Annotated in this window: 28 protein-coding genes; all 28 read left to right on the top strand. The window is 49.8% G+C overall.

All coding sequences use genetic code 11. The features are described 5' to 3' along the window. Window positions 1–2 precede the first annotated feature (2 nt). The 28 genes from LN737_RS19605 (at window position 3) to LN737_RS19470 (ending at window position 21845) form a co-directional block, all read left to right on the top strand. Window positions 3–473, top strand: a complete 471-nt coding sequence (locus LN737_RS19605; RefSeq protein WP_405511520.1) for a hypothetical protein — start codon at window positions 3–5, stop codon at window positions 471–473. Between the two features lie 100 nt (window positions 474–573). After that, the gene (locus tag LN737_RS19600) at window positions 574–765 is read left to right on the top strand and encodes a hypothetical protein (protein WP_405511519.1); all 192 of its coding nucleotides are present in this window, start codon (window positions 574–576) and stop codon (window positions 763–765) included. Further along, window positions 755–979 carry a hypothetical protein gene (locus tag LN737_RS19595; RefSeq protein WP_405511518.1) on the top strand — a complete coding sequence of 75 codons (225 nt, stop codon included), beginning with the start codon at window positions 755–757 and terminating at the stop codon, window positions 977–979. Before LN737_RS19600 ends, LN737_RS19595 begins: the two co-directional genes overlap by 11 nt. 5 nt (window positions 980–984) lie before the next feature. After that, entirely contained in the window at window positions 985–1161 is a 177-nt protein-coding gene (locus LN737_RS19590; RefSeq protein ID WP_405511517.1) for a hypothetical protein, read from the top strand. A gap of 575 nt (window positions 1162–1736) precedes the next feature. After that, window positions 1737–2243, top strand: coding sequence for a P27 family phage terminase small subunit (locus LN737_RS19585; RefSeq protein WP_405511516.1), 507 nt, complete (start codon window positions 1737–1739; stop codon window positions 2241–2243). Next, on the top strand, window positions 2240–3958 hold the full coding sequence (locus tag LN737_RS19580) for a terminase large subunit (RefSeq protein ID WP_405511515.1): 1719 nt from the start codon (window positions 2240–2242) through the stop codon (window positions 3956–3958). Before LN737_RS19585 ends, LN737_RS19580 begins: the two co-directional genes overlap by 4 nt. Further along, entirely contained in the window at window positions 3955–4131 is a 177-nt protein-coding gene (locus LN737_RS19575) for a hypothetical protein (RefSeq protein ID WP_405511514.1), read from the top strand. The genes LN737_RS19580 and LN737_RS19575 overlap by 4 nt, the downstream gene beginning before the upstream one ends. Before the next feature lie 99 nt (window positions 4132–4230). Further along, window positions 4231–4713 carry a hypothetical protein gene (locus LN737_RS19570; protein WP_405511513.1) on the top strand — a complete coding sequence of 161 codons (483 nt, stop codon included), beginning with the start codon at window positions 4231–4233 and terminating at the stop codon, window positions 4711–4713. Next, window positions 4662–5897, top strand: coding sequence for a hypothetical protein (locus LN737_RS19565; RefSeq protein ID WP_405511512.1), 1236 nt, complete (start codon window positions 4662–4664; stop codon window positions 5895–5897). The genes LN737_RS19570 and LN737_RS19565 overlap by 52 nt, the downstream gene beginning before the upstream one ends. 142 nt (window positions 5898–6039) lie before the next feature. Then, complete coding sequence (locus tag LN737_RS19560) at window positions 6040–6393, top strand: hypothetical protein (RefSeq protein ID WP_405511511.1); 354 nt, start codon at window positions 6040–6042, stop codon at window positions 6391–6393. 13 nt (window positions 6394–6406) lie between these two features. Further along, the gene (locus LN737_RS19555; protein WP_405511510.1) at window positions 6407–6742 is read left to right on the top strand and encodes a hypothetical protein; all 336 of its coding nucleotides are present in this window, start codon (window positions 6407–6409) and stop codon (window positions 6740–6742) included. Then, window positions 6675–7232 carry an RNA polymerase sigma factor gene (locus tag LN737_RS19550; RefSeq protein WP_405511509.1) on the top strand — a complete coding sequence of 186 codons (558 nt, stop codon included), beginning with the start codon at window positions 6675–6677 and terminating at the stop codon, window positions 7230–7232. Before LN737_RS19555 ends, LN737_RS19550 begins: the two co-directional genes overlap by 68 nt. Window positions 7233–7311: 79 nt before the next feature. Beyond that, on the top strand, window positions 7312–8691 hold the full coding sequence (locus LN737_RS19545; protein ID WP_405511508.1) for a phage portal protein: 1380 nt from the start codon (window positions 7312–7314) through the stop codon (window positions 8689–8691). Next, window positions 8688–9671: an HK97 family phage prohead protease gene (locus LN737_RS19540; RefSeq protein ID WP_405511507.1), complete on the top strand. Its 984-nt coding sequence runs from the start codon at window positions 8688–8690 to the stop codon at window positions 9669–9671. The genes LN737_RS19545 and LN737_RS19540 overlap by 4 nt, the downstream gene beginning before the upstream one ends. Next, window positions 9664–10923, top strand: coding sequence for a phage major capsid protein (locus LN737_RS19535; RefSeq protein WP_405511506.1), 1260 nt, complete (start codon window positions 9664–9666; stop codon window positions 10921–10923). The genes LN737_RS19540 and LN737_RS19535 overlap by 8 nt, the downstream gene beginning before the upstream one ends. A 1-nt stretch (window position 10924) precedes the next feature. Continuing rightward, window positions 10925–11332, top strand: coding sequence for a hypothetical protein (locus LN737_RS19530; RefSeq protein WP_405511505.1), 408 nt, complete (start codon window positions 10925–10927; stop codon window positions 11330–11332). Continuing rightward, on the top strand, window positions 11332–11880 hold the full coding sequence (locus LN737_RS19525; protein WP_405511504.1) for a head-tail connector protein: 549 nt from the start codon (window positions 11332–11334) through the stop codon (window positions 11878–11880). The genes LN737_RS19530 and LN737_RS19525 overlap by 1 nt, the downstream gene beginning before the upstream one ends. A gap of 1 nt (window position 11881) precedes the next feature. Further along, entirely contained in the window at window positions 11882–12046 is a 165-nt protein-coding gene (locus tag LN737_RS19520; protein ID WP_405511503.1) for a hypothetical protein, read from the top strand. Next, window positions 12043–12381, top strand: a complete 339-nt coding sequence (locus LN737_RS19515) for a head-tail adaptor protein (RefSeq protein ID WP_405511502.1) — start codon at window positions 12043–12045, stop codon at window positions 12379–12381. The genes LN737_RS19520 and LN737_RS19515 overlap by 4 nt, the downstream gene beginning before the upstream one ends. Then, window positions 12381–12857, top strand: a complete 477-nt coding sequence (locus LN737_RS19510; RefSeq protein ID WP_405511501.1) for a hypothetical protein — start codon at window positions 12381–12383, stop codon at window positions 12855–12857. Before LN737_RS19515 ends, LN737_RS19510 begins: the two co-directional genes overlap by 1 nt. Next, complete coding sequence (locus tag LN737_RS19505; protein WP_405511500.1) at window positions 12854–13246, top strand: hypothetical protein; 393 nt, start codon at window positions 12854–12856, stop codon at window positions 13244–13246. Before LN737_RS19510 ends, LN737_RS19505 begins: the two co-directional genes overlap by 4 nt. Window positions 13247–13266: 20 nt before the next feature. After that, the gene (locus LN737_RS19500) at window positions 13267–13719 is read left to right on the top strand and encodes a hypothetical protein (RefSeq protein WP_405511499.1); all 453 of its coding nucleotides are present in this window, start codon (window positions 13267–13269) and stop codon (window positions 13717–13719) included. A 38-nt stretch (window positions 13720–13757) separates the two neighbouring features. Further along, on the top strand, window positions 13758–14132 hold the full coding sequence (locus LN737_RS19495; protein WP_405511498.1) for a hypothetical protein: 375 nt from the start codon (window positions 13758–13760) through the stop codon (window positions 14130–14132). A 77-nt stretch (window positions 14133–14209) separates the two neighbouring features. Continuing rightward, window positions 14210–14512 (top strand): hypothetical protein, encoded by a 303-nt coding sequence (locus LN737_RS19490; protein ID WP_405511497.1) that lies wholly within the window; start codon window positions 14210–14212, stop codon window positions 14510–14512. 1 nt (window position 14513) lies between these two features. Continuing rightward, window positions 14514–17402, top strand: a complete 2889-nt coding sequence (locus LN737_RS19485; RefSeq protein WP_405511496.1) for a tape measure protein — start codon at window positions 14514–14516, stop codon at window positions 17400–17402. Then, a complete protein-coding gene (locus LN737_RS19480; protein WP_405511495.1) occupies window positions 17402–19726 on the top strand; it encodes a hypothetical protein in 2325 nt (774 codons plus the stop codon). Before LN737_RS19485 ends, LN737_RS19480 begins: the two co-directional genes overlap by 1 nt. Continuing rightward, entirely contained in the window at window positions 19723–21576 is a 1854-nt protein-coding gene (locus LN737_RS19475; RefSeq protein WP_405511494.1) for a putative Ig domain-containing protein, read from the top strand. Before LN737_RS19480 ends, LN737_RS19475 begins: the two co-directional genes overlap by 4 nt. Then, window positions 21573–21845 (top strand): hypothetical protein, encoded by a 273-nt coding sequence (locus LN737_RS19470; protein WP_405511493.1) that lies wholly within the window; start codon window positions 21573–21575, stop codon window positions 21843–21845. Before LN737_RS19475 ends, LN737_RS19470 begins: the two co-directional genes overlap by 4 nt. Window positions 21846–21884 lie beyond the last annotated feature (39 nt).

Genomic DNA, 21884 nt, shown 5'->3' with positions numbered 1-21884 from the left:
TCATGAAAACAAGTATTCTCCTCATTGCACTATTATCGATCATCGGCTGCCAGTCCAAGCATCAGTCCATGTCATCCATTACCATTCAGAATAGTAATGGTAATGTCGTTACGCAATCCAGCGTAATGAATAAAGTTTTGAATGAAATCGAAAATGTAGTTGTCTATCCAGCGAACTACACCAGAGAGCAGATTAAGGCTGATTCATTGCTGGGAGCCGCTATTGTTCGGGATTTAAAACGACATCCTCAACAGTGGCAAGTGCATGATGATGGCACGTCTGCCTATCGCTACATTGATGATCATTATACCGCTATTGAATCAGAATATATCTGGTTTGGCTCAGAGGCAAAAGCGTATTTGACTACTCAGCAATCCGCATATGTAACGGCGTGGATTAAGTCGCATTTCAAGCCAAAGTATAAAAAAGGATTTCGTCAGTACATAGCCGATGAGCTTAACAAGCAAAAGTGATCAGCCGTTTACGGGCGTTCTCTCTGGCGTTACGTCGGATACGTTCGCCAACTTTCCAGCCTGCCTACAACCTTACAAGATGCCATCTCAACATCGAGGGATGACAGCACCCTTATCAGCAGAAGCCTTTATGCAGGCAGAGGCTTTATTGGAGGGGATGATGAGCAAAGAATTTCTCATCTACTTAAAAATGGATGATCCTTGGTTTCAGTATCTAAACAGCAGGTCCGAAGCACTTTTAAAACAAATGGAGAATTGGGCAAACGACAAAACCGATACGAATGAAACGTAGGGATTTTCTTGGTTCGCTGTTCGCAGCTGGAGCCGTTTTGAAAGAAGTAACGCCTATCGGCAATGATAATGATGCCAAGTTCAGTGGTGAGGTTGTTGCCCCAGCTGAACAGATGCAAAAGATTATCATGCCTAATCCACGTATCTGGGTTGATGGAGCTACGCTCAAAAAGCAAATGGATCAAGCGAATTCATTAAAACCATTTATTTATTAAAACCAATGGAACTCTCCATTCACCGCCACAGCACCCACCTCAGTTTTAATTGCGCCAACATTGAGCCTAAATCGAAAGAGGAATTGCTTGATGTAATCGATGCTGTATTAGAGCATATTGATACGGATCATGCCAAGCCCCTACCACCACGGCCCCAGCCTGACACCAACCGGCCCGTATGACTATGAAGAAAGCAATAGGCTACCTCATACTTCTATTTGTATTTGTCGGTATCGCTACCTCAAATACGAAATACGTAATCTGGCTACTCAGCACCCTAACGCTTTACTATGTAAGCCTATGGTTGTATATGATGGCGTATTGGGGCAGTCTGTATCTATATGCCTGTTTCTTACTGTGGGCTCAAAAGGAGATAAAACGATTTATTGCGAAACGTGCATAACATGACGGACTTACATGGCTAATGAACTATCTATTGCCGATCAGGTCATCCAGCAGAGAAAGGAAGACTTAAGACTATGCCTAAAGCGTAGGCATGAGCCCGACATGAGGCAGACAATCTGCATTATTATCAAAGACATTCGATTATTTATAATGATGCGAGACTATGGTAAAAGTACAAGAAACAAGCACCAAGTAGGATAAAACAACGCCAAGGGGAGGGGCCGGGTAAATCCTCACCGATCGCGCTAGCTAAACCGTTGTGCCTGGCAAGAAAAATCGGTGTCAAAATTAGCCGAAAATACCCCTACGAACGAATTTGAAATTTTAGTTACATAACGCCATTAGTACGTGTATGGCTTCAGCAGGAAGACCCCACAAATCAGACGAAGAAAAAGAGCTTCAGGGTACATTTCGACAGGATCGAAAACGGGCTATCCAAGCCGGAGGTCAGCCGGTGACCCTGCTTGCCCAGATTCCAGATCCACCCGAACGATTTGCTGACGATTTACGCGCTCAATACCAGTGGCAATACGTCTGTGAAGAACTCTTCAATCTGGGCATGCTCCGGCCGATTATGCTGGACTGGATTGAATTGTACTGTGCTTATCTATCCGATTCCTTCCGGTTTCGGGAACTGGCTGAACATGAAGATTGGGTTGTCCAATTTCAGAATAGTGATGGGCAGCCTACATACGAGGGCATTACCAAGTACGCGACCCTGGCGGATAAGGCGTTCGATAAAGCGCAGCAGACCTTAAAACTGCTTTGCCTAGATCCGGCTACCGTCCGGAAATTATCACCCGTTGGTCCTGAGAAAGCCAAAACGAAAATTCAACAACTGATTGATCGAGCCAAGTGACCACCTATAATCCGATTGCCAAACAATACGAAGATGATATCCTATCCGGCAAAATACCGTCGGGTAAGTTGCTACGTCTGGCAATTGAACGGCAACGGAAGGATTTAAAGGAAGGGCACAAACGAAACATATGGTTTGACCACGAGGCTGGCCAGCGAATTCTGGATTTTGCCGAACTGATCAATATCGCCCCGGAAACCCCCATCAAGCTGGCGCCCTGTCAGGTCTGGGAGCTTTATGTTTTCTACGGCTGGAAGCGAAACGATGGCCGTCGACGGTTCCGAACCAAGTATAAATCCTGCGCCCGGGGCAATGGCAAAACGCCCCTCGAATCATTAGCCGTCCTTTATCACCTGACAGTGGATGGCCCGTTTAAGGCCGAAGCCTACGTATCGGCCACGAAGGAAGACCAAGCGAAGATTGCCTTCCTGGATGCCAAAAACATGCTGGAGTTTTCGCCTGAACTGCATGACGTATTGAAGGCCAGCGCCGAAACCCTCTACAACCCCAGCCGTAAGTCCAAGTTTAGTTTCCTTACGTCAAATCCCAAGACGGCCGACGGTACCCGGCCAACGTATGCCATCATTGACGAATTCCACGAATTCGAAAATGAAGACATGCCGGAAAAACTGGAAACGGGCCTGATCAAGACATCAGATCCGATCATGGATATTGTCACCACGCGGGGAAAAGATAAAGCGGGTCCCTGCTTTCAGGCAGAAGCAAACTTCTACATCCCGATTGCCAAGGGAATACTTGAAAACGATGCTGTGTTTGTGCTGATTTTCTCGCTCGACGAGGAAGATATCAAAGAAAAAGACGGCAAAAGTAAAGCAGCGCCCTGGCGTAATCCAGCCAACTGGTTTAAGGCAAATCCGATGCTGGGTCATCTCCTGCGGCTGGATGATATGGCTGAAGCCTTAAAAAAGGCAACGCAACGGGGAGCTAAGGCCCTTTCAGCCTTTAAAACCCTCAATTTGAATATGTGGGTAGATGCTGAATCTGCCTGGATTGAAGATGAGGTGTATCAGGCCGGTGGCCGTGAAATTGAGCTGGAAGATTTCAAGCACAAACGCTGTTTTGGTGGGCTGGATCTGGCCAAACGGGACGATTTTTGCAGCTTCGCCTTGGTATTTCCCCGCGAAGACTGCGAGGAAGGAAAAGAAGAATTTGACGCCTTTTGGTGGCATTTTATCCCGAAAAACACCGTTGCCAACCGCATTGACAAGGGGTTAGCTTCCCTGTTGGACTGGATTGAAGACGGCTATATCATCGAAACGGAAGGCACAGTCACTGATTACAACGTAATCGAGGAACATATCAAAGAGCTATTCATTGATTTTCCGATGACGGCGATCGGCTACGACGTGCACAACATTGGGAACCTGGCTACCAATCTGGAGGAATTTGGTATTGAGATGCTGATGGTCCCCCAGACCATCAACGAACTGTCGGAGCCAACCAAACTGCTGAAGTATTCGCTGATGGAAGGCCGGTTCAACCATGGGTTTGATCCGGTGATGCGCTGGCAGACGGCCAATGCTGTGGAGATATCAGGTAATAACGAATGTATCCGCCTAACCAAAGATTCCAAGCGGGCTAAAGGGAAAATCGACGGCCTGATTGCGGCCATCAACGCGCTGCGGGTGTATCAGGATGACCAGAAAAACAACCCGGCCAACGTCTACGACGAGCGCGGCTTCATTGAGCTATGAGCACCAAACCTACCATTCACCGATTTTTTTATGATAATTACTTTTTACCGGCGCAAAAACGCATGATCGGCCGGAGTATACGTGATATTTTGGAGGAAGCCGTTGAAGATTGCCCGATTCAGGTCAAAATGTCAATGACGAGTTTGAAGCGGCTACGTCGAAAGCGGATTTAAGTCAAATTTCATGATAAGCGGTTTTAATATCATCTTATTGGTTTCGTTAGTAACTCTTGGTAGTATTAATTTTAAGAGGAATTCTAACAAACCACATCAATGAAAATTAACATCATAGGGCCAAGCCAAGTATTCGCCGATCATATTGCAAAACCTGAAAATGAGCAAATTCTATTTTCAGCGCAGTTTGGGTTCGGTAAAACGTATTTTTTAGAGCAATTTTTTAACGAAAACATTGATTATTATCCATTTTGGCTATCACCCGTAAAATATGTTGTAGGGCAGAATGAAGATATTTTTGAATACATCAAAGTTGATATCGCTCAGCAATTAATTTCCTGTGATGAGCTACAAACTGATGAGACTAAAAAATTTACTCAAAGCCATTATGTAAGACAATACTTAAAAAGTAAGCCACTTGAGGCAAGTAGGTTACTCTTTGAAATTATTAAAGCAACTGACGTTAAAATAGCAAAACAGGGTGCAGATATGATTTTAAAAAGTATTGAGGCTAAAGAGAAATATGATGCTTGGAAAAAAAAGAAGAAACAAAAAACCAAAACCACTATAATACATTATTAACATATTCATTGTCTCATACAGAATTCAAAGGATCTATTTTCGAAGATGATATTATTACGCAAACTATAAGGTTAGGGCTACAGACGCTTAAAAGTAAATTCAAGTTAAAGAAAAAGGTCGATCGACAGAATGTTTTAATAATTGATGACTTTGACCGCCTTGATCCTGAACATATATTTAGAATTTTAAATATTTTGAGCGTCCACAACAATTCTTACAATGGAAAAAACAAATTCGGTTTCGATAAAATAATTATAGTATGTAGTATTGATAATATAGAAAATATATTTGAGCACAAGTATGGTGCAAATGCTAATTTCGAAGGATACATACAGAAATTCTATTCGACAGATATCTTTCATTTTGATAATCAAGCTGCAATAGCAGAATATTGCCGGAATGAATTTACTGCTGACTTGGATGAAAATAGTCTTGTTACACTGAGCATCATATTGGCTTACTGGGTAAGAAATAAACTAATATCCGTTAGAAGCATTACTAAGCATGAACGGATCTCTAAAATACGCCCTTTCCATTTTGGTCCTTTCAAATTTGATCCGGCAATAGATTTGATTTATGAAGGCCCAATAACTGTAATAAATTCAAGGGAATCTCAAGGAAATAACATGATTTGGGACAAGAGATATATGCTTCCTGTCCATAAAGGAGTTGAAAGTTTTATTATTAATAATGTAGATTTTCCATTTTTAAAGGTGATTCAAATATTAACTTCAATAATTGGTGACTATAAAAGGTTAATGGTGGCACTAAGTAGGAGTGACAACGGGAAAGAACTGATCTTGAAGGAGGACATACCTTCAGTTATTAAGGCGATGTTGCCCATTTCTCATGTTTTAGGTTCAATTCATAATCCATCAAAATTATTTTGTGAAATAAAATCAGATGAAAGTATTAACAGATATCAGTCAAGACACATTAGTATTTTCGATTTTCCTATGTCGACTAATTTTGGGAGAGGAATATCAATAAACCTTGGCTGGAATAAAGAGAATCAGTATGACGGTAAACGTAGTTATTATGAATTAGTTAATGAGAAATTCAATCAAAGTCCTGATTTTGGGGTAAATGAAATTAGCATAAACCATATTTTAGGTTTAATAAAAAATATAAGTTATAGTTTAGAGAACTTAAATTTAATAGGGAATTTGGGCTTGAGCCATTAGTGAATCAGGCAGCATTACAGCCTGCTTTACTAGAAGTGGTGCCCCAGTAACGCTAACATGGCTTGTTTGTTTCCATTTTGGGCCATTTTGGCCCCTTCTAACCGGTTGATTCTCCGCAATTTCGGGGAAATCTACCGTAACTGTGACTGATTCTCAACTTTGTGAACTTCGCCCTGGCGACTCGCTAATATTATCATGCGGTACCAGCGAGGCTCATATTTTCTTCAAAAAGAAGAATGACCCCCTTGGCCGGGTGCCTTACCTCCCCACAGCAGGCCAAATCATCCCCTTTACCTACGAAATCGAGGGCCGTTTTGTCGAATTGGAGTACACTGACGACCAAACACCGGCTATTCGGTATGTCGTGCTGAGTACGTTCGGGCTGGGTGCTGATCTGCGTTCTGTCAACGGTCAGTTAAAGCTGGTAGGCTCCAGGCTCCGCCAAAAATTCCTGCATATACCCCGAACTGCGATTGCCAACTGTATCAAACGCTAACACCTACCGTACCTTGACTAATTTTCAAACGCCCCTCGAATCGAAAGCCCGTCGACTGATCCGGTTCGCTCAGTTATACTATCCAGCCCGGCCGCTGTCGTCGCTCCAGTTGGATGGTACACTGGGGGATCTGGTTGATCTTCTGCTGTATTTTAAAAGCGTCAGCGGGTTTATGGAAGTCTACCAGGAACAGCGGAACATCCTGCCTGCAACCCGAAAGAAAGCGGGTTTGGAAACCGCAGCGTACGAAGCAACCGAGCAGATGTATTGCCGTCTGTTTAATGATCGTCGGTACCGCGATCGGGAATCATTCAATGTCGTTCTCTCCAAATACCGTACGGACTCATGAAAACCAAAAGCTGGGGGATACAATAGCGGATCACACGTCATTTCTGCGCCGGGTTGCTTTCAAGTACACGGCAGATCCGGAGATGGCCAAGGATCTAGCGCAGGATGTAGCTATACTGGCCATTACCAACGAAGATAAATTCAGTGGCGGTCACTTGAAGGGCTGGCTGTCGACGCTAACGTACAACCTGTTTGTGACCCAGTACCACAGTCTCAAGAAGTTCGCCCGCATGATCGATGCAACCGATAGTCTGTACGAAGCCAACCTGCTCAATCATAGTTCGCAGAATCAGGGCATTTTCGAACTGATGAAATCCGATGTTCGGGCCGCTATCCAGCAATCCAACCCAGTGCTGCATGAGGTGGCCATTCTGCGTATGGATGGACTCAAGTACGAAGAGATTGCCGAGGATGCACAGGTTCCCTTGGGTACCGTACGGAGTCGGCTCAAGCGCGTTCGGGAGATACTACCCGACCGGTCGCACTTTTAAAAGTTAGAGTTTTATTAACGAGCGTTTATAAAACACCTTTCGCCCTTGCGTCAATTTCGCGCCATTCCAACAGGACGTAATGGCAGGACTCGGAGAGCGGGTATGGAGTTTTATAACCGGTGCAACTAATTCAGTTGGATCGGATGCGCCATCTGCGTATACCCAAGACCGTTCAGAGTCTGAACAGCGTTCTGCTTCCCTCGAAAACCCGGCTGTACCGCTGGGTTCCATGACCTCATGGAGTGATTTATTCGGTGCTTATGGAATACCGGTTGCGGCCGGCGTCAAAGTAACACCCGAAACGGCCATGCGGGTCAGTGCCGTGTATGCCTGTATCAGCCGGATTGCCAATACGCTGGCCATGCTGCCAATGGGCGTTTATCTGGAAACTGAGTTGGGCCGCGAACTGGACAAAGAAGATGCGCTCCAACAGCTCTACGTCTACGGGCCGGATGAGTGCATGAACTGGTTTGATTTCGTCTTCATTCTGGTGGCCTCGGCACTAGCGCACGGCAACGGGTACGCGCTGATCGAACGCGACAAGTACATGAAGCCGATTGGGCTGCGTTTCCTCGAACCGGGTGAATGTGCGCCGATTTACATGAATGCGGGCCGAATTCGCTACTTGTACTACAATGTGTTTGGTGAGATTGTCCACAAGCGGGACATCATTCACATTCGCAATCTGGGGTCTAACGGCGTAATCGGTAAATCACCCATTGAGCTATTCGCAGAAGGGATTGGTCTGTCACTGGCTGCCGAGCAGTTTGGTGCTGCTTTTTTCGGGCAGGGTGCCGGTGGTATGGGTGTACTGGAAACGGATAATGTCTTTAAAGACAATGGCGCTATCGACCGGTTACGCAAGCAGTTTGCCGACCGGCAGGCGGGTTTAAATAATGCCCATAAGCCGCTGATTCTGGAACAGGGAATGCATTATAAAGCGGTTACCATTCCGCCGAACCATGCCCAGTTTATTGAGACCAGAAATTTCCAGGTTGAGGATATCGCCCGCATGTATTCGGTCCCTCAGCATAAAATCGGCAAGCTGGATCGCTCGACAAACAACAACATTGAGCACCAGAACAAAGAGTTTATCACCGATACGATTCTCCCCTGGACCGAACGGCTCCGGCAGGAGTTTGAACGCAAACTGATCGCGGAAGATCAGAAGGCCGATAAAATCATTGTGTTTGATTTCGATTTCCTCTTACGGGGGGATTCGGTTGCGGAAGCAGCCAAGATAAAAGCCCTGTTTGACACCGGGTCGATTACACCCAACGAAATCCGCCAACGCAATAACCTCAACCGGAAAAAAGGACTGGACGATACCTACGCACAGATGAACATGCAGCGGGTACTGCCCGGCTCCCACATGGGCCAAAAGGCCGATCCACCGAAACCAGGCCGGTCGCAGAAATCCGGTAAAGTACCCACCAATGAAAATCCAGCCGAAGCATGAGCAAGCCAACCACAACTGTTGAACAGCGTTTTTTTCAGACGAATCTCACGGTAGAGACCCGTTCTGAGGGGGAAGGTGGCGGCAAGTTCTTTGTCGGTACCGGGATCGTCTTCAATCAGCCATCGCGGCCGTTGTACGATCAAAAACGGGGTGTTTTTCGGGAGGTGATTCTGCCCGGTGCAATCGATGAGGATACGGATCTATCGGAAGTATTAGCGGTTTTCAATCATGACGAAAACCGACTTTTAGGGGCTAATTATTCGGGAACGCTCACGTTTGCTGTTTCTGATACGGGCGTTGATGTCCGTATCCTGAAGCCGGAAAATAGTATTGGCGATGATTGTGAAGTCTGGGTCCAACGGGGCGATATCCGGGGCATGAGCTTCAAGTTTTACGTAGCAAAGGACCGCTGGGAAGTAAAAGACGACGTACTATATCGCTACGTGGAGAAAATCACCAAACTGATGGATCTATCCCTGGTTACCCGGGCGGCATACCTGCAAACAAAAATTGGCGTGGAGGCTGCAACAACGCGCTCCTACATGGGCGGAGAGGAAGCCGATACGCGGGCGCTGTATCTATCGGCGCAGAAGAAAGCCGACCTGTCCGATTCGGATCAGGCATTTTTAACGGGTCTGGTCGCTCAGATCAAAACCCAGATTGATTTTGTGGCCAAGGCCATTCCGGGCCTGACCAATGTAGCCGTTAAGCGGCTGGCCGCTGGCCGGCTGAGTGATCTGGTGTATTCCCAAAGCTGGATGGAAGAGGTACTGGCTGAAATCCAGAAGCCTGCTGAATCCGAGACACCGGAAGCAACGACCGATGAGGACCGCCAGGCCGATGAAACCGGCGAAGCGGCCGAAATCCGGTCGGCAGAAGAAGAGTCCAATCCCACCGATAATAACCAGCCAGAGAAGCGGTCTCTGGAATGGTACATTCTTAAAAATCGTAACCACCGTAATTCTTTACATCATGTTTGACAAACTCAAGTCCCTTCAGGAAAAGAAAGGGCGGATCGTCGCTGAGCAGCGTTCGATTATTGACAAGGCTGAGGCCGAAAACGGCCGCTCTTTTAGCGCTGAGGAGCGGAGTGCGTTTGATAAGCACGATCAGGATATTGAAGATATCGATCGGTTAATCAAAGTGTTTCAGCGTGAGGAAGCCAATGAACGTTCGGTGGTCGAAGCCCGCGAAAAAGTGGAAGCCGAAAAACGCGGTAAGACCGAAGAAGCGAACGCCGAAACAGCCCACCGTCAGGCCTTTGATGCGTATCTACGCTATGGCCACACCGAACTATCGGAAGCCGAAAAACGGGCGCTGGGTGGATTCCAGAAAGCCGTTGAAGGCGGTGCTGAATCCCGCGCGCAAAGTGCTGGTTCAGGCGCTGCTGGGGGCTATCTGGTGCCTAAAGAATTCAGTAATGAAATCGAAGTGGCGCTGATCGCTTACGGCGGCATGCTGGAACTGGGCCGCATCTGGGGCACCGGTACCGGGGCCGCTGTTGACTGGCCAACCTTGGATGATACGTCGACTAAAGGTCGTCTGTTGTCATCGGGTACCGATGCCACTACGGGTTCCACGGATCTGGGCTTTGGCAACAAAACACTGGCAGCCTTCACCTATACGTCGGACGTGATCAAGGTGGATAACGCCCTGATTCAGGATTCGGCCTTTAACCTGGGTTCCTTGATCACCGAGGCCATGGGTATTCGCTTTGGTCGTATCCAGAATGAGCACTACACCAAGGCTGATGGAAGCAGCAAACCGCGTGGCGTCATCATCGATGCGGGTACGTTTACTACAAACGTAGCGGCAACAGCTATCACCTCGGATAACCTGCTGGATCTGTTGCACTCGATCAACCGGGCCTACCGTAAGAATGGTAAATACACCCTGAATGACCTGACGCTGGCCGCTGTCCGGAAGCTGAAAGATTCGGAAGGCCGCTACATCTGGTCGATGGGTGATATGCAGAAAGGTACACCTGAAAGCATCTGGGGGTATCAATACGTGGTCAACGATGATCTAGCGGATGTAGGTGCCAGCGCTAAATCGGTTGGTTTCGGTGATTTCAGCAAATACATCATCCGGAACGTGGCTCAGCCGCTGATCATCCGGTTAACGGAGCGTTTTGCGGAGTTCAATCAAACGGCTTACGTCGGCTTCATGCGGACGGATGCCCGGTTAATCAACGCCAACGCCGTTAAGTTCCTGCAACACGCAGCCAGCTAAGATGAGACTGTTCATTCTTCAATCCTGCGGTGGGGCCAACTTCTCCTATCAACCTAAACAGGTGGTAGAAGAAGCTGACCCTACCGTAGGGGCTGATCTGGTGAAGCACGGATTAGCCATTGAAATTGATGCCGAGGGTAAACCCGTTGTGGTCACTCCAGCGGCATCGACCGATGAGAATCAGTTGGATGATTCGGACGAGGCTGAAACTGAGGATGATCAGGCTGAGGACCAGGACAACGACCAGGCTGATGAGTCAGAAACGGCGGACGGGTCTAAAGTTGATGAGTCAACTCCTGAAACGGCAACGCCTGATCAGTCATCAACGGAGTCAGCTGTTGTTAACCCTCCAGCTGAAACGGCCACTGTTACCAACGCACCCGTAAGACGCAATCCCCGTAGAAAATAATGCTCACGCCCCGCCTGAAAGACCCGACTCAACCACTCGAACCCTGCATTGATGTAGCGCTTGGGTGTGAATGGATTCGGGTTGACCGGGGCAGTACAGTGGATTTCAATACAACCGAGTCGCTGATTCTGTCAGCCATGGCCAAGATCGAAACCCATTGTAAGCAGCCCATTTTTTCGCGGGAGTATTACGGCTATGGGGATGGTTTTTGCGGGGAGCTGATTCTGCATTCGCTGAACGTAACGGCGGTTTCCAAAGTCGAATACCAGATAAAAGGGAATCATGCGTGGACCGAGCTAAACGAAGCCGCTTATTACTGGAAGGTAACTGGTGAAGTCGTTTTCTTCGATACTCCCCGGATTCCAGACGTAACGGGTATTCGAGTGACGTATACCGCTGGCTACGCCTACGAGGCTGTTCCGGCCGACATTCACCAGGCTGTTCGCCTACTGATTGGTCGCTGGTTTGACAACCGGGCCGATGAACGCAAGGACGTACCTACGCAGGTGGACTGGATTATTGGTTCCTACATACTACCCGTTTTGTAACATGAAAATTAAAATTCTGCAAGCCTGCTACGGAGATACTGACGGCGGCTTTTCGTTTGAAACCGGTCAGGAAGTAGACGTTTCGCGCAAGCTGGGCATGAACCTGATCAGTCTGGGCTTTGCCGTTGAGGTGAAAAAATCAGCAGATCCTGCACCCGTAAAATGAGAAACCTCTCGGGCCTGATGGATCGGCAGGGACGCATCGAAACCAAGGCCAGCGGTCAGCAGACCAATGGTCAACCGGCCAAAGGCTGGGCGCCGGTCTGGTCTGGTCCCGCTGCCAAGAAAGACGAATCGCAGGCTAGCGAAACTCAGGATGGCAAACAAATGGTCGCTACCGGCCGCACAACCTGGACCATTCGTTATCAGGCCGGCATTACGCCCATGATGCGCTTTGTGGATGAATCGGCCAGCCCGGAAGTGATCTATAACATTGAGGGCGTTACCGAAGTCGGTCGGCGGGAAGCGCTCAGTTTACAAACCCGGCGAACCAATGTGTAATGCAGATCAAGGTCGATTCGTCCAGTCTAAAACCGCTGATGGCGGATCTTCGACGGGTAGGCCGGGCGCTGGATTTCAAAACGCTGGGCGCTGCCTTGGTGGGTGCTTCCAAACCGGCCGTACGGGCTGTGCAACAGGAAGCGCCTGTGGGTCACGACGGACACCAGCGGGTATCACTGAGTCGCAGTCGCGGGCGTCGGAATGATTACCGCAGGGGAGGAGCCACCCGGCAGGATGTTCGGGCAAAAGCTGTCGATGGCGTCGGCAAGGAAGAGGTCAGGGTCCTGATTGGGGTCAGTAAAAAACGGGGAAAGGTCGGTTGGCGGACCCACTTTATCACGGTCGGGACCATCCGCATGCGGGCCAATGCCTTCATTGATCGGGGCGTCAACCGGGTGATCGATCAGGTGAAAAGCAGCTTTATGGGCAGTCTGATCACCACCGTACAACGCATTGTCAAACGAGCCAGTAAATGATTGGACCTGCTGTATTCGCGCTCTTACACAACAATACCCTCGTTCGGGGGTTGGTTGACAGCCGCATTACGCCGGGCATCATCCCGCAGGATCAGCCGACGCCCTGCATCTGGTTCGGTACCGATCGGATCAAACTTTTGCCCGTTCGAAATCCAATGGGCTGCTTTCGAGGCACCCTGGAAGTGGGCTTTGAAGTCGCTGAAGACAGCTACGATCAGCTGGAGCTATTGGATAAGGCCATTCGGGCCGTACTGGATAATTTCTCCGGTATCAGTGTCGGAGCCCGCTTAACCATCGAACCCGGCCAGCAGACGCCAGATGATTTTAACGAACAAACGCGGCTCCTTAACCGCGCTCTTGAATTTGAGATTACCGGACAAACTATATAACCACCGTAACAAACTTAACAATGGCACAAGCACGCACCCAAGCGGCCGTAACGGGCAAAGAGGTCTTTTTATCCATGACGAAGCCAGGGGGCAGTACCTACGTTCCCATCGGCTGTATGTCCAAATTCGATGAAACGTTAAGCAAGGAGCTTTACGACATTTCCTGCCGTGGCTTTACGGGAAAAGTCGCATCGGGCAAACCCGCGCAATCCTCGATTACTTTGGATGGCGTGTATTTCATCTACGATTCGGGAACGGCATCGGCGCAGGTGGCTTACTCGGAGCTTCGCAGCTACATCAACAGCCCAAACCCGATCCCCTTCAAGTTCGGTACACCGGCTACGGGCGATATAAACTGGGCACGTTCCTATTTTATCAAGGACATCAAGCTGACGGCCGACAATGACGGCATCGCTACGTATTCGATTTCCCTCGAATCGGCTGGCGATGAAGTAGCCTCGACGGTTTCCTAATTGATTTCCCAATTCACTAACCTAATCATACCGTAACGATGCAAGAATCTAAAATCGGGCAAATGCCGCTCACGCTCGGCGGCATTGCCTACACCTTATTTTTCGATTACGTCTTTGTTAGCCTGCTCAATCAACCGATTGACGGCAAACCCTTTGACGAAATCACCAAAGCCGAGCCCATGCGGTTGATTCCGCTGTTGACGCTACTGGCCATCAAAGCCGGTGATGATGTCAATGATTTGTCGAATCTACCCACTGAGCGCCAGGTTAGCCGAATGCTGATGGAAGCAGGTCAGGCCGTCAATCGGGCGATTCTGGAAAATTATCAGCATTCCATGGGGTTTATCGGCGCCGTGTTTCAGGAAACCGTAAAAGTCGCCGTCGCCGTCGACAAGGGCAAAAACACAAAATAACCCGCAGGCTGACAGCCCAGTCGCGCAAACCATTTTATAAGCCCTTCTGGGATTATCATCTGGAGCTGGCGTACGAAATGGGGCTAAGCACCAAGCAGTTCTGGCGCATGACGCCCCTGGAGTTTGACCGGCGCGTTACGGCCTACCGCCGAAAACAGGAAGTAATCTTAATGCCCTTCCGACGGCTGGAAACCGCCATCTGGAACGTGCAGATTGCCAAAACCAAGGACGGGAAACAGCTGGCCGTTACGGATCTCTATCCGCTGGACCTGGATCAGATCCCCCAGAGAAAAGCCAGAAACCGCACCAAAAAGCCGAAAATGAAGACCTGGTATTCATCCGAAGAAATGCAGGCCATAACCGATTTTTTCAATCAATAAGATGGGCGTCTCCGCTACCAACATACCCATTAGTGCCACAACGACTGATTTTGTCGGAGCCGTTGAGGCTGCCCGGCAGGCGGTGGGTAGATTTGATACGGACCTCAACACCAAGCTGGCCCAATCGTTTCGGGCACTGGACCGGGAAAGTAAACTGTTTGAAGCCGGGCTGGGGCGTGTGCAGAAAACGCTGGATCAGCAGGCCGCAGCGGCCGCCCGCTCAGCCGCCGCAGCCCAGCAGGCCGCTGCCAAACGGATTTCCGATATTGGCAACAACCTCAAATCGGTTGGTCAGTCGCTAACGACCTACATCACGGCTCCTTTAGCGCTGGCCGCTGGAGCGAGTTTTAATGCCTATGCCAAAATCGATGGTATGGTCAGAGGGCTCAAAGCGGTGACCGGCTCGGCATCCGATGCCACGACCCAGTTCAAGCAGTTTTATGAAATCTCCAAAAAGCCGGGGTTAGGTTTAGAGGAGACAGTAGCCGCTGGTCTGCAACTGGAAACGTTAGGCTACCAGGCGAAAACCGCACAACGCTATCTAACCGAAGTGGGCAACGCCATTGCGCTGGGTGGGAAAGGCAAAGTTGAGTTTGGTCAGGTCATTACCCAGTTTACGCAGATGGCTGGAAAAGCCAAAGTGCTGGGGGATGATTTAAAGCCGATCGTCAACGCATCACCCGTTATCGCTAAAGCGATCAGTAACATTTTTGGTACTGTTGACAGCGAAGCCATTAGTAGTAAACTACAGGCCGCTGGCAAGGGTCCCAGGGAATTTATTGAAGCGCTGGTTAATGAACTGGCCAAGGTCGAACGGGTTGAGGGTGGACCATTGACGGCGCTGGAAAACTTTGGCGATGGGGCCAAAATAGCGGCTTACAACGTAGCGGGTGCGGCGGATAAGATCTTTGATTTAACCGGAAAACTCAATTCGGTTAGCGATCTGATCGGCCGGGCAGCTGAAGGCTTTGCCAACCTGCCCGCGACTACCCAGCAGGCTATTTTAGGCGTAGTTGCCCTGGCGGGTGCTACCGGTCCGTTGGCGCTGGGCATTGGCTCGGTGATTAGGTTATTACCGATTCTTAAGCTAGGCATCAGCAGCATCATTGGCCCTGTTGGCTTAACTGTAGCCGCTATACTGGCAGGTGCCGCCCTAATCATTGCCAATTGGGATTCCATCAAAAAAACGCTGACCGACACGGGTATTTACGCGCAGTTGGTCAGTACGGCCCAGTCCAGTTTTGATTTACTAACGTCCCTGTTTACTGTCGTAAAAGACTTGCTGATCACCGTCTGGAACGACTGGAAAGGAAGCATCCTGGCTACAACGCAATTTGTGTTCAACTCCATTGCCCTGATTTTTCGCAGTGCCGTGGGTGTCATTGGTGGCGTTTTTAAAGTTCTGACAGGCATACTAACCCTCGACTGGAACAAGTTTGCCGAAGGCTTTCAGAACATCATTGCGTCAGTGCTGAACGTCGTGACGGGTTTATTTCTCAACACGTTCACCTTCGTCGGCCGTCTGATTGCCGATACGTTAGCCAAATACGGCTTTAGTGGGATTGCCAGTGGTATAAACGGCTATCTGGATGGATTGACCAAACGGGCATCTTCAGCGGCCATTGCCCTGAAAGGAGTTAAATCGGCGTCGGATGGGGTAACGCTGAACGAAGTAACGGTAAAAGCCAAACGGGCCACGACCAGCAGTGGCGCCACGGCCCTTGATTTTGCCGGTTCGGGACAGAGTGAGATCGAAAAAGCCAAAGAACGGCTTAAAACCCTCAAGGAAGCGATTCAGAGCGCCAATCTGGCGGGTAAGGACACCACGGCCCTTCAGGCTGAATACGATGCGTTGAGCGCGAAAATTGATAAGGCAACAGCCTCCACCAAAAAACAGAAGGAAGAATTACAGAAAACCTATACCGTCTTACAAACCCTGGAGCGGGCAGCCAAGCTCATCAATGATGAAATTCAAACGAAACGCTCACTGGGCATTACGGTGCCGGCAGAGACGTTTCATGAACTGGATATCGTTGAAGCGCAGATTAAGCGGGTCAAAGGGGAAATTGAAAAAGTTGCTACGTTAAAACCGGTTGGCGAGTCGGCTGTAAGTTTGAATATGCAAGGTGAAGCCGATCGGCGTAACCTGTTTAGCAATTACGGCTTACAGGACCGGGCAGCCAATGAACTACCCGGCCTGAGTACCCAGCGCAATCCCCAGTTCAAAGATACGGTCGACCAGATCAAGAGTGCAGGGGATCAGATCGTTAATGCGTACTACACCCTTCGCGAAACGATTAAGAACGCTGCGGGTTCTACGGCTGCTGAAATGTCGACGGGGTTTGGTGAAATCCTCGGTGGTATAGCGACTGGGCAGGCAACTCTGTTTGGTGGGGTTATCGGCATGGCCGTTGACTTTCTGTCGAATTACCTGGCCAAGATCGGTCAGGCCAACCTGGCCGCTGGTGCCGCCCTGATTGCAGCGGGTGCCCTGTCGCTAAACCCGTTCATGGTGGCTCAGGGTAAACAGAAGCTAACAGCTGGTACGCTGTTGAACGTAGCGGCCGGAGCCGTTAAAGTCATCGGCGGTGCCCTGGCCAGCTCAGCCAGCGGAGGTGGCATGAAGAAATTCGCCAAGGGTGGCGTTTTCGATCAGACCTCGGTCGGGATTTTCGGGGAATATGCCGGGGCAACGCTGAACCGGGAAATTGCCACACCGGAACGACTCATGGCCAGCGTCATGCGAAATGAGCTGGACAACTTTGGCGGTCGCCAGTCAGGCGGTCGGATTCCTTCACGTATAGAGATAGCCGTTAGCGGTAAACTACGCGGTAAGGACATGCACATTTCGGGCATACGGTACGTGGACACGTTAGATGATTATCGCTAATGGCCTACGGACTCCGCTACCGTTATGAATTTCAGGACTGGCCCAAAACGGGCGCTGGTCGACAGCCGTATTTATACCGGGTCAGCTTTCTGGCCAGGGATTATACCGGTGCGGTAACCACCGTACTGCCCGGCAAGCGACCGCTGTTTATCGAAACGGACGGGTCTGCCAGTAACGTATTTCGCCCGATCATCGCTCAGAAATTCACCTTTCAGCTGATGTGTGAAGACAGCTGGGAAGCGTCGGGTTTTTACGTCGAAACGGACCGGGATCTGCTGGTTCAGATCGAGGTCGACAAAACCTATTCGGGTAACAGCTACACGCTGCTCAGACAGGGCTGGGTGTTGCCGTCGGATTTAAAGGAGTCCTACCAGAAAAAGCCGTACCCGGTTGAGATATCAGCCGCCTGCGGGCTGTCAACCTTGAAAGGCAGGCCCATTCTGGATGCCGATGGTAAACGCCTGGCGGGAAAAGTATCCCTGTCGCATGTGCTCCGTACAGCACTGGCCCGTACGGATTTAACGTCCCACTTAATATCAGGTTTTAACCTCTACGAAGTAACCGACGTGTCGGCCGGTCAGACCGTAAACGGGAAAGTGCCTGTCGGCAAAGATCCGCTTACCCAGACCACGTTGAACGCGGAAATCCTGCTGGATGATAACGGTAATCCTATTTCCTGTTATGATGCGATTATCTACTGCCTAAGCACCATGGAAGGGGTACTGGCGCAGCTGGATGGTCGCTGGTGGGCGCTGCGCGTACCGGAAATGATTGGCAAATGGGACGTGTGGAATACCGTTAGTGTCGATACCATTCGGACCCGGGGCCATTACAGTGTGTATTTGTTCGATCCACCGGTCGATGCGCTCGATCAGGCTGTCAATCTGACAACCCAGGCCAGCTTCACGGGCAGTCTGAAGGTTGAGGATGGGGCTCAAATTTTCCTAAGATCTATTAAGCCTGGCGTTCGCATCGAGCAGGACTTTGGTCGCAATCTGGGTCAGATTCCCGGTTTTGACAATGTGGATAGCACTGGGTTGCCCGTTGGCTGGGTTAATAATAACATTGTCCAGACCTCACGCTACGTAACAGGAGCCGGGACCGAAAAAGATCCCAAACGGCTGGTGATACTGGGCGGTACCGACCACCGGATTGATAACGGTTCGTTTTCGGTATCGACCCGCATCAACTACCCCACCGACAGTAAAGAATATAATTATTATTTCAAACGCACCATTACCGGTCAGTTCCGACTCACCAATACCCGGGCGGCTAAACTATGGGCCATTGTCGCGCGTGATGATGAACCGTATTTGTTTACGGGAGGGCAGTGGGTTGCCTTTAGTAAACTTAAAAAAGCGGATTCAGTCGGTACGCTGACCTATAATACGTATACCGTATCGGGGCACGTAAAAGCTAAACCCGGTTGGGCATCGATCAATCTGGAACTACCGGCCATCGACCGGGTTAAAAGCTTTATTTTATATCTGGGCATGGCCGAAGCGCTGGATGAAGAAGATCCAGCCATTCAGCCCATGATCGAATATGCCCACATTGGCATGCTGACCGATCAGGAAGGGCTGAATCTGGACGGCACCCAGCAAACCATCGTACGGCCGAATGAACTGGTCAACCAGGCCATGCTGGGCATTAAGCTGGGGGATGTGCCCGCTGTGGCACAACCCGATCGGCGCGTAGGTACGCTGTTTCACAAAAATGACAATCCCACCCGCCTGTGGTTTAAAGCCGATGCGGACGTAGCAGCGCCGGGCCATGGCATTGCCGAGGGTAAAACCCTACTGAGCATTCTGGCCCAGGATTACGCCCTTCAAAATATGTTTCCAGCGAAAAGCCTGGATGCCACTTTGTTTGGGGATTTGCCCTTTGGCCCCTTGACGGTCCTTGCTGTCGATGACATGCCGGATTTAGGGAAAGCCCTGTTGACCAGCTGGGAATGGACCGTCGACGACTGTGAGCATGGTATTTCGGCCGTTCGGCTGCTAACCGAAAAAACCGGTTTGCCGCCCGTCGTCAAGGAATGGAAAACACCCGACGGACCAATTCTGATGAATGAAGGCGATGATGGCAGCCCGGTGGCACCACCCGATAAGGCTATTACAAACCCCACCGATCTTTTTTTAAAACAACTCAAACAGTTTGGCCTGCCACCGACCATTGGGGTAGTACCCACCCAGCCGGGCTTTACCCCGCTGACGAGCAAACCCGTCATTGGCGCTAATGTGCTCAGGGGCGATGTCCTGCTGGGGAGTGTATGGGCCAAATTACGAAAACTGGTGAACCTACCTCTACCACCACAATTATGATACTTGATGACGCAAAAATCGTAATGACGACCGGGGGCTACGGCAATCGGGGCTTTACGTTTGCCATCCTGGGGCCAATCGGTACCGATGGCATTTATCCCGAGCGGACGCAGTACGAGAACCCGGTTTTCGCGCGCGACCAGGCGAATAATTTCTTTCAGTCGGGTGTGGTTTACCTGTTAACGGCCGAGCATCCCGATTACGTACCCGATCCGGAATTGGTTCGTATTGTTTTCTCGGAAGATGGAACGTATAAGGCCGTTTCGCCGGATGAGGAAAACGGTACGGGTGGCGGAGGACATGGAAGCGGTGTTACGCCGAACTTACAGGCTGTTACCAACGTCGGCAATGCGACAACCCTACCCATTATTGCGGAATCGTTTAAGCGACAGATAAAGAACTTTGTTTCCAATATCTTAGGCATTTCGGTTTGGAAACAGGATGGCGCCTTAGAGTCCGTCGAAAAGATAAGCCTGGATGCTTTAAAGCAGTTACTAGCTGGGCAGGTCGCTAGCTACAATGCAGCCATTACAATTAATAACTGTACACAAATTGCGGGGTATCTATTCAATCCGGCGGACAGTACAACACCCGCAAAAGCTAAAATATACATTGATGGCGCGTTCGTTTCTGACGTAATCGCTACGGCTACTTTACCCTCGCTTGCCGCGCAATACGGCATCAATGCAAACGCGCTAATCGGGTGGGTTTTCGATATTCCACAGAGTTATCAAAACAACTTGGTTCATACCATTGAGCTTAGAAATTTTGACTCAGGAGGCGTTTTGGCTAACGTATTCACGCCGGGAACGTGTGGCATTCAGACGACAATACAGCCGGTTTGGGTATTCGATGGCTACGACAACGAGATAGCCGCAACGCCGGGGCAAAACCTGCCGCCAACGGTCACAAACCCACAAAACGACACGGAGGTAACGCAGTTTGGCGATACAACCCTAGCGTTTCCGGTGGGTGAATTTACCGATAATGGCGACACGTTAACCTATAATACGACCGGATGGAACGGTACGGCTCCAGCGGACTTACCGGCGGGAGTGGTAGCGAACAACACGTTTCAAACGCTATTTATTCCTGGTTCGATAAATGCGCCCTTTGTGGTTCGTCGTTCGGTTGTCGATACAGCTGGACAGATAGCCGCGTATTTATTTCTGATAACATTTGACCGTCAAACCACTAACTCCGCGTACGTGATTCAACGGTTCCCGACCGGCGCAACGCAGCTTTTAGAAGGTGGAGGGGAGGGCGTTTTCTGGGTACAGGAAAATCTTTCAGACGGAACGCAGCGCACCTATAGCGGTGGGTTTAAGTCGATAGGGTGGGACACACCTTACCCGAACGGAATGGCTGTCAGTCCGCACCCGACCCAGGCCAACAAGTACGTTTCAAAAATCCTTCCGTTTACGCTCGAATCCGATGTTCTGTTAACCCTGCGCTTTGTCTTGCCCGACAATACGCCGTTAACCCTTCCGGTTCAGGCACTCAACGCTGGAACGCTGACCAATCAGGCTCCCATACTCAATACGCCCTTGCAGTGGACAGTGGCAACGATGGGGCAATCATTTAGCTACCCGCTTAACCCAAGCAATCACTTTACCGACCCCGATGGCGATGCAATCACCATGTCATTGCAGGTCAGTAATGACGGAGGACAAACGTTCACCTCGTCATTGCCGGGCTGGTTAAGTGTTTCGAGTGGCAACTATGGCGGCACTCCGCCAACGACCGCCCAGAGTCAGTATATCCTACGCTTACGCCGAATGGCCAGCGACGGAAAGGGCGGAACGGCTTACGACGACTTCAACCTAATTGTAAATAACGTAGCCCCATGAGACAACGTATTCGCCTTCACAATTCCGTAGCCAATGTTCCCGGCGAACCACAGGATACCGCGCAGTTTGTCTTATACGACGGACCTGAAAAAACGTGCGACGAGCTACGTATCTGGTTTACCGGCCTTTCGGTAGCCGCACAAATGGCACTAACCAGTACCGTTTCGCCGGCCTCCACAACCGGATGGGCGGCCAAAAACTGCGGCAATACAGACGGCCTTTGGGTGGAAGATGCTGACTCAGGTACTAGTTTTTTGCCTGACGTATAAGGGATTAATAGGCGTGCAAACCTACCGTAACTTATAAAA

The organism is Spirosoma sp. KNUC1025 (assembly GCF_045160025.1).
In the GTDB taxonomy this organism is placed as follows: domain Bacteria; phylum Bacteroidota; class Bacteroidia; order Cytophagales; family Spirosomataceae; genus Spirosoma.
This window is presented reverse-complemented; position numbering and strand designations above follow the sequence as displayed.